Below are 11,168 nucleotides of genomic sequence, written 5' to 3'. Positions count from 1 at the left end.
GTGCACGGGGTTAGCTTCAGTTGAGTTCGTATTATCTCCAAATTCCCATAAGAACTGAGTTGGATCATTACCTCGTATTCCTGTAAAATTAAATTGAATTTCTTGTTTAGAAAATAAGAAATCTTGGTTAATTGTGAAGTTCGCATAAGGAATTATTCTTTTAATAACAATAATATAAGAAATCTTTATACAAGTAAGTTTTTCTTCTTCATCAGCATCAGATATTGTCAAAGATATTGTATAATTTCCCATTTCTTTGTATGAATGTATAGGGTTAGTTTCAGTTGAGTTATTACCATCTCCAAATTCCCAAAATAAATAATATTGATCATTTCCTGTTAATCCAGTAAATTGGAATAAAATATCTTCATTTTCATACACTAATGTAATATTTGTTTTGAAATCAGGGAATAAAGGTCGAGAAATTTCTATTGTATTTGAAAAGCAACTATATACAATTGAAGTTCCAAAAAAGAAAATTCTAAATTGATAAATAGAAATATTTGTATAACCATCTATTTCTTCTAGTTCTGACCATAATAATGTAAAACCTAATTTTGAATGATTATCTTCAATATTTGAAATTGAAAAATTAAGTGATTTCCAATTATCATTTATTTTAAATTGTAAATCAAATTTTGAAGAATTATATTGAATGATGTTTTTTTGCAAATCATCTTGAAGAATAAACATAATAGACTCATTAACTGTGAAATTTTCACAAAAAAGTGTCAAATTTAATGATTGTTGGTAAAAGTTAATTGAAAAAGTATTATTTTTTACAAGATAATTAGAAGAATTTCCCCATAAACTAAAAGAAAAATTCCCGATCTTTTTTGGATTTTCAAATTTTATATTAGAAAAATTGTTACCTATATTAATTGAGATAAAAACTAAATTTGATCTCACTCCCCATTTAATACCTTCAAGATCTATTAATGAATTGTTTGAATCTACAATGAAAAAATCAAATTCAATTAAATCATTATTGAGATCTATTTCTTCTGCTGAATTGTTAATGAAATTTATAAATAATGCACAAGAGCCTATTTCTACATCCAGAACTATTTGGTTTTTAATAAATTCTTCATTTTCTGTTATATTTAAAACTAGGGTATAATTTCCTGTTTGAGTTATGTTAAAATCAAAGAAATTAATCTTGAATATTCCAGATTTATTTAGTTCATATTGAGAATCATAAGAAAATGTTTCATTTTTTATTAATTCACAGAATATTTCTCCAGAACCATAGGATTTGGACAAATTTTCTATCGCTATAATTTGATTTTCATATAAACTGTAATTATTAAATTCAAAATAGATTTTTTGATTATTGATTGATAGAGATGGAGTATATTTTGAAATATTGAAACTAGTTTGATATTTATCAACCACTGAATTACTAGGCTCATCATTTATATAAAGAAAAAATGATAATACTAACCAATACTGTTTTGATAATAATTTTTGATTTAATGACAATTCAGTCAAGTTAATACTTGTAAATAATTCATGATATCCATTATTTTCTGGGCAGTCTATTATATAAAATGATTTTTCAAATAATTGATTAAGTGATAAATTATCTGGGATTTCATTTAATAAAAAAATTTTTACACCTAAATTTTCTGAAGTTTGTGAATAATAATTCCAAGTTGCATTTATTTTAATTATTTCATCAATAAAGTAGTCTTTTTTATCTGTGTCAATTTTTGGTGGTGGATCTAATGCAAAAAAGGCATTTATTGTAATTGAATAATCTGAAATAATTGTTATACAAAGAATGAGAGTGATTGAAATAATCAATGTTTTTTTCATAAAATTTTTTTTTTTTTTTTTTTTTTAAAGTCCGATAGAACACTTTGTTCAAATTATTAGAGGGTATAATTGAATCATAAAATTCAAATTATTAGGTTTATTGTCTTCTTTTGGTGTTAACTATGGGAAAAGTAAGGCCTGTGTTTATTAAGAAAGTTTCAAAAGAACTTGTAGAGAAATATCCCGATGTATTTTCAGTAGATTTTGAAGAGAATAAAAAACTTCTTCAAAAATATACCGTAATTCAATCGAAATTGGTAAGGAATCGCGTTGCTGGATATCTTACTCACTTAATGAAAAACTGGAAAGAAAAAATTGAATGATTTAATAAAAGATTGATATGTCTGAAAAATCCGTAAAAAAAATGGCAAATTTGCTCCGAAATGGAGCAACAATGTTAGATAAATACTGTCCAAAATGCAAGAGTATATTATTCAGATTGCAAAACAATGAAATTTTTTGTCCTAATTGTAATCAAGAAATCTCAAAAATAATAGATCAAAAACTAAATTTAAATGAAAAAGAAAAGGTTAAAACAAATTTAGAGATTAATTTTAATCAAAACTCAGAATCAACTTATCATGATTTATACTATCTTTTTTCAAAAAAAATTAATGAACTTTCTTCATTAATGGAATCTACAAGTGATTTATATGTTCTTGAAAAAATCTTGATAAATATTGATAAAATTCTCTCTATTATGCCAAAATTACGAGAATTTCAAAAACAAAAAAACCGTAATATTATTAATTAAAATACAAAAAAGATACAAAAGTCAATGAATCATAAGCTTCCATAGTGTAGTTCGGTCAAGCATTTGAGGCTCTCACCCTCAGGACTCGGGTTCAAATCCCGATGGAAGCACTTCTTTTTAGTATCTTAGTGATATCTTATTGATATCACTTTCTTGAATACTTTACATTTGATTTTGATTGTTTGCTGTTGCACAACATTACCAGTAAAATTGCAACAAAATTTGACATTTATTTAAATAATCTGCAACATGGTCATTTTTCTGCAATTGCTAAAAATATTCACAAAAAATGCAATATTTTCAAGTAAGATGTTGTTAATAAAATTAGTTATGTCATTGCCACAAATTTTTATTAATCTTGTCGGCATTCATAATACTGTGATTATATAAAAATATATATTTTTATATAATGACAAAAAACGCCCCTGATGGGATTTGAACCCATGAAGCTGGCAAGCTACGAGATCATAAGTCCCGCGTAATAACCACTTTACGACAGGGGCGTAAGTTTTTTTTCTATATCTTTTAATGACTTTATTTATTTTTAAATAATATTGTTAAATGTACAATTACTTATGCATAACGATTAAGAAAGTAAATCAGTTAAAAAATAGAAAAAAAATCTGAATTAAAAAATTTCAATAATTTCTTCAGGACAATATTGCAACCAATATAGATATCTATATTGAAGCTGTTTGCATTTTTTCATATAATACTGTCCTCCTGTTCCGGAAGGGGAATGATTTATCAATATTTCTCTAAGCGCATAATCGCATTTTTGTTCCATTCTCCACTCTGAAAGCACATCCCGCGTTATATGAGGTGTGATCCGAATGTTTAGATCGAGTTTTTTGGCGTATTTCTTTAAATTTCGGGAAATGCTATCATAATTTAAAAAACCTTTTCCTGAATGTGGAAAATGTTGTGTTTGAAATAAATAAACAGGAGCTTGATAATATTGGATCTGTTTAATATAAAGATTCCATTCTAAAGAGCTTAGTAATTTAGGATGAACAAAATAAAATGCCTGCCCTGTTTTTTTGGCATTTTCTTCGGTCCCTACTTCTAAATAGGTAAATTTAATTTTTTCAGGGCCGGTCTTTTTCCGAATGAAAGCTTCCATTTCTCGAATATGATCCAGACGTAAAGAAGAAAGTTCGGTAGGACGCATTCCGTTCGTAAATAGTAGCGCTAAATAAATATACATACGCAAATTGACTTTTTTCGCATGATCTAATATTTTTGCCAAATCAAACATTTCAGGAAGTAAAAGCGCATTTCGTTGCAAGATTTTTTGACTGATATGATCCGAGAACGATTTCGAAGAATCCAACTTTAATGGTCGAGAGATCAATTCGTTATTATATAAAAATTCAAAATATTGTTTGATCAGGCTATAGTGTCGGTTTTTTGTCTCTGTACGATATTGCTTTGGTTCAATAATCTCCCTGGCATATTTATCGATGTGCATTTTTTTGACATCATGAATCGAATTCAATCCGAGTCCAGTTATAAATGTCTTAAATTCTTTAAAACGTGTTTTATAAGTTGCCAAAGTCTTTTTGCTGTATTTCGCAAAAAAGACAGATTCTCCTGGGAATTCCATTTCTTCAGTTTCTTTAGTGATAGTTAATCATCTCCAATTCAAAATCTTTTATCAATTTTTGAAATAGCGCCAGCGCTGATCAAATCCAATTGTGCCTGAGTCAACAAGATTTCCAATGATAACGATTAGTTCCTCTTTTGAAATATTTGTCTGGTCCGCAATTTCTCCAAATTTCTTTGGGGAGTGAGAAATCAAGTCAACAACTTGTTTGACTTTTTCATCATAACCAGGAGGTTTTGCTTCATTTTTTACAGTTTTTAATAACGAGTTGAGTTTTGACACAAATTGATATTCTTCATTCAGAATTTGCTCTCGTCTTCGTTTTTGCTCTTCTTGGTTCTTAGCTATATTATATGTGTTTGAAAATCCATCTGTTTTTAGATATTGACGACAAATGTATCGAATGAATTGTTCCATATTACGTCGTTCTTCGGCTTTGGCGCGCTCTTGCAATTCTTCCCAAAGAGCCCAATCAAAACGTATCATTTTTCTTTTATACATCTTTTCCATTACAATAACCCCTTTTTCTTCAAAAATTCATCATGTTCTCTTTCTAATAGTTCATAATAATGAACCCAAATTTTATTATTTTGATTTATGCTTAGATCTGTTTTTTTTGACTCGGCTTCTGTCAAATTCTCACCTCCTAACTAAATGTAACTATCCACAGGTGGATCTGTATGAATTTGTGGATTAGGTTGAAATTCGTTTTTCATGGCACTAACAAACTCTTTGGCCATCATTTTCGCAATCGAAAGCATATCATTGCGAATTTCTTCTTTGAATGCTGTAAATTGAGTTTTAATGTCTTTAGCAAAATTCTCAAATTCCGGTTTTAATGATACAGGGGTATGGGAGAATGTTGCTAAGCGAGTTTTTAATTGAGCATTTTCGCGTTGCAAAGATTTGACAACAGCCTCCATTCCTAACAATCGCTTAACAAATTCTTGAGATTCCGTCTCAATAGCTCCAGGGTGAGATCTATCTGTCCAAACCCGTTGTAGTTTCTCGAAAGTAGTTTTATCAGTTCGGAATGGAACATAATGTGGAAGTTTTTTACCAGATTTGGATTCAAGATAAAATTTAGGTGCACCCAATTGAATGCCCAGTTTTGTTTGCAAATGATCTCGAATCCGATATGCTTTTTCTTCATAGTTTTTCATAGCACTTGATGGGGAACGCCCGATTCCAACAGTATTGAAAAAAATATGTTTTGTAGAAACTGCAAATTCAACATCATAAAGCGTAAAATATCGATATTCCCAATTCCGCATCTTTGATGCTTTATCCCATTTATAATAGAGTTGTGCACTAATATTTCCTGATAATAATGGAAGTGCAACTTTAACATTATGGAGTTGAACTGCATTGAATTTTCCATCCTTTTCAGGATTTTGAGGGGATTGTATTGATGGATTGATTCGATAAGTTTGAATCGGTGTTATGGCAAAATTAGAGATTCGTGTTTCAACGTTTATTACAAGAGATTTATTTATTAATTCTTTCAAATGTCTTGAGATTGTCGATTTATGATACCCAGTAATCTCCGAAATTTGTTTTTGGTTTCGATCTTCAAATCTTTTCTCTTTTTTATTATAAAATGCAGTTAAAATTTCCTTATCTGTGTTTGACAGACCTAATTTTATCTCTTTAAGTTTTTCTTCATCAAATTGCCTCAATTCATTTGATAATTTATCTTGTTGAATTTTATTGATTTCAAAATGAGCACCACAATTATTACAGTATTTATGGGAGCGTCGCCCCCCTCGATTTTTATATTTTTGAATTTGCTTACATTTGGGACAAATTACCATTGCATATTTGGTTTTCTCTGGAGGTTTATTTATGAAATTTCCATCTTTATCCAATTGAATTTTCCCTATTACTTCCAAGCGCGTTGTTGCCTGCCAAATTAAAGCTTCATTGAGTTTTTTTCCCTTTTCTACAGTGCGCTTTTGCAAATAAGAAATTGCTTCCCAGATGTTTTTCACTTTTTTTGTTTCTATCAGCTTTAGCAATAGATTTGCCCATTTTTCGAGATTTTTCATGGTGCGACCTCTTACGTTACCTTACGTTATTATACACTATCGCTTCAATTTTCATATCTTTCATTTTGACAACCACTGTTCCAAGTTATAATTTGGGTTTTGAATAGATTTTATTGGTTTTTTTGATGTAAACTCTTCGATGCTTATCTTCGTTGGAAAAGAAAGTTTGTAATCAAATTCATCTTTTTCATATAGTTCTTCAATATAAACTCGACCCAAATAGGTCTTCCCGCATCCAGATTTTCCCAAGATTAGTCCGTGAAATGCTTTGTTAATTTTTAATTCTAATGCGGGAGACGCTAAATGAAATCGTATTTGATTTTGAACCCGAATAATACGGTAAGGCCGTCCAATGAATGCTTTCTCAGTTATTTTTCTCACTTCCTAAAGTTCTAACACCTTTTGAGTATAATTTTTAGATTCAAGATAGTAGTGATATTTTTCTCGTTTTTTTCTTCGATTAATGCCTGCTTGAATTCGCTTTTGTATATCTTCTAAGTACCGAGGTTCAATTTCACAACCGTACCATCGAATCCCTAATGTTTCAGCTACTTCTCCACAAGTTCCTGATCCAAAAAATGGATCCATAATAGATTGTGGAGAAAGTTCTTCGATCAATTCTTTCCATGTTTCAAAATCTTTGGGAGAAGGATGGATTAATTCCCTATTTTTTCGAAGAAACCCATTTTGAATATAAGTTTGATAAAAATCCCTGTGAAATTTGTGTGTTTTAAAAAAATCTCCATAACAGAGATAATAGGCACTTCCTGCATATTTGCTTATCCGGGTTGAATTTTGACCATTTTTGAAAATTAACGTGAGAATTCCAATTGGTTCAGTCAGTTTGATCCACCAATTAAGATGGATACGTCCAGGGCAGATCACTACACCATTTGCAATCCTAATCGCTTCAGAAAACCATTTTTTATTGAAATCGGGATTGAATTCATCATTATAATTTATTCTTTCGGGATGTTTTGTTTGCTGATTGATGCCTTTTGGATTGGTACCATCGTAGGTATATCCCCAAGGTGGATCTGTCCAGATCAAATCTACTGATTTATCTTTCATTTTTCTCATAGCATAAATACAGTTGACTATCTCACAAAATCCATATTTTCCTGCTACTAATTGCAATAAATTCGATCCTCCAAATTTTCAATAACTTTTAAGAAAAATTGCGCCGAATGGGCATAATCACGAATTCCACGAGGAGGGATTAACGAGATAATTCCAAAATAGTTCAGAATTCGATTTGCTTTACTTAGCAGCTTGTAATGATGTTTACTTCCAAAATAATAAATTACTTTTCGCCTTGGATTGCCCTCTTTGAGTAACGCTAAGAAAATATTCAATCGTCTTACTAATTGCCATTCATCTCGCTGGTTCAATTGGTTTGGAGGGTAATCATAATCAGGACATAAATGCTCAAATTCATATGGAATGATTGTCTGAGGCTCCGAAATAATGATTTTGCATAAGGAAGAATTCCGGGTAAGCGCGCTCATATAACAATGTGTTCGCGAATTCGATATCGGCTTGGTAGAAGCACATGGAAGAAATATTATGGGTTTAGTTGTTCTAAAATTGAAATTCTCTAAAATACTGGCATAGAATTCTTGGTTGGTTTTGGAATAAAAATCGGCATTCTGTTCCCTCTCCTGCATCCACTCTTGGTGAAGCGCGGATAAGCTTGTCAATTGATTTTGTTGATTAATATAATCCGTGATATTCACAATTCAACCTCCATGCATTTACCTTTTTTAGGCCAAAGTTCCTTTGCATGCTCATAAATCGATTTATTTGTTTGTTCTTGGAGTTTATTTTCGATGATTTGTAATAACTTAACACCTTCATAGCACAGTGCCGCAATCGCTTTTTCTACATTCTCGTTCATTTTAGATCTCCTCTCATTCAGTTATTATCCCCATTCTGCGAAAAACTGGTATAATCTCGTCTGGTTGTATGTAGATTTTTTCTTCTTGATTATTTAAGTGAAATTCAAATTTAGAAAAGATGATTAATGAATTTGCAATATCTTTTTGAAATGCTTTTAGATTTAGGGCGAGAGGTTTTTGATTAACATTCCAGTATATGCTTTTTCGTGATTTCCGAGAAATTTTTCCTTCTCTATGAAGTTTACAAATTATTCTTGAACTAATCCCGGATAGCCTCTTATTTTTTTGTTTGGAAGATCCAATCCACCTTAGATATGCTTGAACTACGTGTTTGGTAGAAAAATGATGATTTTTTTTAATAAAATCATAAAAAAAATCTTCAAATTCAAGTTCGTTTATTTCAGGGTCCATCATTTAATTACCTCTATTTTTTTTTGGAATAATTTGATATCTGGTTAAAATCATTTCAAATGCTCTTTTTATTAAGCTCCTGGCATAAGAGCGATTATGTTCATTGTTGGTAAACGCTTCAACAATATAATTAAATTCAACCCGATCTATCTCTTTACCTATGTTAATTAATGCTTGACTAATATCGGTAAGTGTAAGTGATTCAGGTTTTTGCTGAACTTCAAGAAGCAACACTTTTTTTTTAATTTCATTCATTTCACTTTGATATTGTGCATAAAACGAAGCCAAAGAATTTTCTAAATCCTTTATTTTTTGGTCAGTAATACTACCAATACTGTTAGTATTACTCCTTGTTTTGGAAGTAATACTTTGTGATTTTGTAGTATTACTCCTTTTGTTCACTTTTTTTTCTGGTTTGTTGAAGAAATCATATTTGCTCGTTTTCTATCACCTTCACAATCTCGCGGAAAATTTTGCGTTGTTCATCAGTAATACTCTCCCTCTGACGAGATGTTAAGCCTATTTGCTGAAAGAAATCCATCAAAAATTTCAAATATTTTATGTCAGTATTACTTCCTTTCTTTGCAAAAGTTTTGATTGCATTTTTTATATAACCCGCCCTTTTCCCTCGAGGTAATGATTCTAAAATCTCTTTTAATTCATCATCGTCACATCGGAAAGTTATTACAGGATGTCTTTGATTTAATTTCCGGTAATACGACAGGTTAACAGGATTTCTCATTATTATTACTCCTAATCTTCAGAAAATAACTTTAATTCATCATCAGTTTTCACTATATGACCGCATAAGCGGCAGAAGAAAATTACTTCAATCTTTTCTCCATGAATATCAAATCTTAATATTTTTAGGGATGGAAATGTTTGATTTGTTGTGTCCATACTTCCTGCCAAAGCCCCACAAAAAGGACATTGAATGTTATTTTGACTGAGATATTTCATTTTCTTCACCTCTTTACAATTCGATACGTTTTATATTGGGTTATTCCGTTACTGCTTCTAATTGGAACTTGCACAAACAACTTTCCATCCTTTTTGATATCTTGCACTTTTTTTTTTTGTTTTTCTCGATTGTATTTTTGAAATGATTTTGCCGTTTCTAATTCACCAATTAAGAATTCTCTAACTGCAACTCTGATCAATTCGGATCGCGAAGGATATAAACCCTCAGCACCTGTTAAACTATCTATTGCTTTGAGAAATGATTTAGGTAGATTAACTGTAATTATCCTCATTTATTTATTCCCTTCCCCATTAATTCAATAGTTTTGATATCTTTCTTTATTAGATATTCCACAGCTGTGCGTATTTCTTCGGAACGGGATGGAATCAAGCCATTGCTTTCTATTTTTTCAAGATTCTCAACGTATGCATTAGGTAATGCAATTGTGATATTCTTCATCTTTTCCTTCTCCGAATTCATCATTTTCATTTCACTTTCTTTTTTGTTTTCATAATAATCAAATTTCTTCAAATAAAGGCGGAAGAAAATCTTTTATTGCCAAAAATAATTTTGCTGTAAAATTCTGAACTATTAAATCTAATGCATTTGGATTTTGAATTGGTTTAGGTGCTTCAAATAACAAATGTGCACTAAAATCAGTAAGAATCATTTTAAAATCATTTATGAGCATCTGTTGCACTTCTGATTTGCCCATAAATTCGTATTTTTCTAAATATTCTCTGATTTTAGAAAATTTATACATTTCTCGTTCTTCTTCATCCATATCTGTAAGTTTCATTACCATTTTTTGCACTTCCTATATTTTAATAAAAAACTAAGAAATCACACGTTCATTAAAAAAATATTCAATTGGTTGATCAAGATCTTCGGGGAGCCCGATTTTCAACTTCTTTATTAAAGTTTCATAATAGCCAGTTTTATTTGCACTTGCTACTCGAGAATATCGACTACAATAGATTTTATTTTCTGCAATTAAGCGAGGAATCCATTTTCGGATGGTAGAAGGTGATAATCTCGCTCTTGCTGCAACTTCGCTTACAGAAAAAGTTCCGAATAAAGGATTATTACGCGTCTCATCGAATGTTTTACTCCAACGATTCGCCTCTTGTTCTGTAAGTGAATATAATGCTTGTATGATTTTTTCCCCACTATTCATTTTTTAACACCTGAATTATTTTTTCAAATTCATTTTTTGTCATCAAATCATTACCAAACAAACCATTTCGATATCTATTCCTGTTAACGATATTCAGTATGTTTTGAATTTCTTTACGCTCTTGTGGTGATAACTCGGCAGCAGCAATTTGTATCTCCCGTATTTCGCACCAATAAAGTAAAGAATAGAAGAATTTCATGAATTTCTTCAATATACTCATTTTCTTACCTCCATATGCAAAAAAAGTGCCCCCCCGCCGGGACTTCCCGAAATGAAGGATTCATGTGATTGTTATGAGGAGAGCGGGGTTTGAGCCTTTCTTATAAAAAAAAAATAAAATTTCTTATTTTCCTATTGCCCACTTTGTTTCGCTTGATGCAAATATTTCACCAGAAATTTAACAGCCAACTGGGCTTCTTTTTCTAATCTACACAAATATGGAACGTAATCTTTACACCAACGTCTTTTATTTTTCAACCGTAATTCACCATATTT

Annotated in this window: 20 protein-coding genes and 2 tRNA genes; 3 read left to right on the top strand and 19 right to left on the bottom strand. The window is 30.5% G+C overall.

All coding sequences use genetic code 11. The annotated features are described in order from the left end of the window. Window positions 1-1,818 (bottom strand): PKD domain-containing protein (locus tag ACXLDF_RS09575; protein WP_457558296.1); only part of this gene is annotated, 1,818 nt, incomplete at its 3' end. A gap of 122 nt (window positions 1,819-1,940) precedes the next feature. Between ACXLDF_RS09575 and ACXLDF_RS09570 the strand changes: the two genes are divergently transcribed. The 3 genes from ACXLDF_RS09570 (at window position 1,941) to ACXLDF_RS09560 (ending at window position 2,682) form a co-directional block, all read left to right on the top strand. Then, window positions 1,941-2,141, top strand: coding sequence for a 30S ribosomal protein S17e (locus tag ACXLDF_RS09570; RefSeq protein ID WP_457558295.1), 201 nt, complete (start codon window positions 1,941-1,943; stop codon window positions 2,139-2,141). 17 nt (window positions 2,142-2,158) lie between these two features. Next, window positions 2,159-2,572, top strand: coding sequence for an Sjogren's syndrome/scleroderma autoantigen 1 family protein (locus ACXLDF_RS09565; RefSeq protein ID WP_457558294.1), 414 nt, complete (start codon window positions 2,159-2,161; stop codon window positions 2,570-2,572). Between the two features lie 35 nt (window positions 2,573-2,607). Further along, a tRNA-Glu gene (locus ACXLDF_RS09560) sits at window positions 2,608-2,682 on the top strand. 310 nt (window positions 2,683-2,992) lie between these two features. Here the strand turns inward: ACXLDF_RS09560 and ACXLDF_RS09555 are convergent. From ACXLDF_RS09555 to ACXLDF_RS09470, 18 genes are all read right to left on the bottom strand, one after another. Then, window positions 2,993-3,075, bottom strand: a tRNA-Ile gene (locus ACXLDF_RS09555). Window positions 3,076-3,200: 125 nt separating this feature from the next. Continuing rightward, entirely contained in the window at window positions 3,201-4,178 is a 978-nt protein-coding gene (locus ACXLDF_RS09550) for a tyrosine-type recombinase/integrase (RefSeq protein WP_457558293.1), read from the bottom strand. Window positions 4,179-4,229: 51 nt separating this feature from the next. Next, the gene (locus tag ACXLDF_RS09545) at window positions 4,230-4,688 is read right to left on the bottom strand and encodes a hypothetical protein (RefSeq protein ID WP_457558292.1); all 459 of its coding nucleotides are present in this window, start codon (window positions 4,686-4,688) and stop codon (window positions 4,230-4,232) included. Continuing rightward, a complete protein-coding gene (locus tag ACXLDF_RS09540) occupies window positions 4,688-4,813 on the bottom strand; it encodes a hypothetical protein (RefSeq protein ID WP_457558291.1) in 126 nt (41 codons plus the stop codon). Before ACXLDF_RS09540 ends, ACXLDF_RS09545 begins: the two co-directional genes overlap by 1 nt. A gap of 15 nt (window positions 4,814-4,828) precedes the next feature. Next, window positions 4,829-6,226, bottom strand: coding sequence for a hypothetical protein (locus tag ACXLDF_RS09535; protein ID WP_457558290.1), 1,398 nt, complete (start codon window positions 6,224-6,226; stop codon window positions 4,829-4,831). 60 nt (window positions 6,227-6,286) lie between these two features. Beyond that, a complete protein-coding gene (locus ACXLDF_RS09530) occupies window positions 6,287-6,607 on the bottom strand; it encodes a hypothetical protein (RefSeq protein WP_457558289.1) in 321 nt (106 codons plus the stop codon). A gap of 3 nt (window positions 6,608-6,610) precedes the next feature. Then, complete coding sequence (locus ACXLDF_RS09525) at window positions 6,611-7,363, bottom strand: DNA methyltransferase (protein ID WP_457558288.1); 753 nt, start codon at window positions 7,361-7,363, stop codon at window positions 6,611-6,613. Continuing rightward, window positions 7,354-7,962, bottom strand: coding sequence for a DUF5591 domain-containing protein (locus ACXLDF_RS09520; protein WP_457558287.1), 609 nt, complete (start codon window positions 7,960-7,962; stop codon window positions 7,354-7,356). The genes ACXLDF_RS09525 and ACXLDF_RS09520 overlap by 10 nt, the downstream gene beginning before the upstream one ends. Further along, window positions 7,959-8,123, bottom strand: coding sequence for a hypothetical protein (locus ACXLDF_RS09515; protein ID WP_457558286.1), 165 nt, complete (start codon window positions 8,121-8,123; stop codon window positions 7,959-7,961). Before ACXLDF_RS09515 ends, ACXLDF_RS09520 begins: the two co-directional genes overlap by 4 nt. 13 nt (window positions 8,124-8,136) lie before the next feature. Beyond that, on the bottom strand, window positions 8,137-8,538 hold the full coding sequence (locus ACXLDF_RS09510; protein WP_457558285.1) for a hypothetical protein: 402 nt from the start codon (window positions 8,536-8,538) through the stop codon (window positions 8,137-8,139). Next, window positions 8,539-8,937, bottom strand: coding sequence for a hypothetical protein (locus ACXLDF_RS09505; protein ID WP_457558284.1), 399 nt, complete (start codon window positions 8,935-8,937; stop codon window positions 8,539-8,541). It abuts the gene before it with no gap. Window positions 8,938-8,962: 25 nt separating this feature from the next. Next, a complete protein-coding gene (locus ACXLDF_RS09500; RefSeq protein WP_457558283.1) occupies window positions 8,963-9,277 on the bottom strand; it encodes a hypothetical protein in 315 nt (104 codons plus the stop codon). Window positions 9,278-9,288: 11 nt separating this feature from the next. Continuing rightward, the gene (locus tag ACXLDF_RS09495) at window positions 9,289-9,495 is read right to left on the bottom strand and encodes a hypothetical protein (protein WP_457558282.1); all 207 of its coding nucleotides are present in this window, start codon (window positions 9,493-9,495) and stop codon (window positions 9,289-9,291) included. 5 nt (window positions 9,496-9,500) lie between these two features. Beyond that, on the bottom strand, window positions 9,501-9,788 hold the full coding sequence (locus ACXLDF_RS09490; protein ID WP_457558281.1) for a CopG family ribbon-helix-helix protein: 288 nt from the start codon (window positions 9,786-9,788) through the stop codon (window positions 9,501-9,503). Continuing rightward, on the bottom strand, window positions 9,785-9,955 hold the full coding sequence (locus ACXLDF_RS09485) for a ribbon-helix-helix domain-containing protein (protein ID WP_457558280.1): 171 nt from the start codon (window positions 9,953-9,955) through the stop codon (window positions 9,785-9,787). The genes ACXLDF_RS09490 and ACXLDF_RS09485 overlap by 4 nt, the downstream gene beginning before the upstream one ends. Window positions 9,956-10,013: 58 nt before the next feature. After that, on the bottom strand, window positions 10,014-10,301 hold the full coding sequence (locus ACXLDF_RS09480; protein ID WP_457558279.1) for a hypothetical protein: 288 nt from the start codon (window positions 10,299-10,301) through the stop codon (window positions 10,014-10,016). Between the two features lie 30 nt (window positions 10,302-10,331). Further along, window positions 10,332-10,673: a hypothetical protein gene (locus ACXLDF_RS09475; protein WP_457558278.1), complete on the bottom strand. Its 342-nt coding sequence runs from the start codon at window positions 10,671-10,673 to the stop codon at window positions 10,332-10,334. Further along, window positions 10,666-10,893 (bottom strand): hypothetical protein, encoded by a 228-nt coding sequence (locus tag ACXLDF_RS09470; RefSeq protein WP_457558277.1) that lies wholly within the window; start codon window positions 10,891-10,893, stop codon window positions 10,666-10,668. Before ACXLDF_RS09470 ends, ACXLDF_RS09475 begins: the two co-directional genes overlap by 8 nt. Window positions 10,894-11,168 lie beyond the last annotated feature (275 nt).

This window comes from Candidatus Harpocratesius sp. (assembly GCF_054039255.1).
This window is presented reverse-complemented; position numbering and strand designations above follow the sequence as displayed.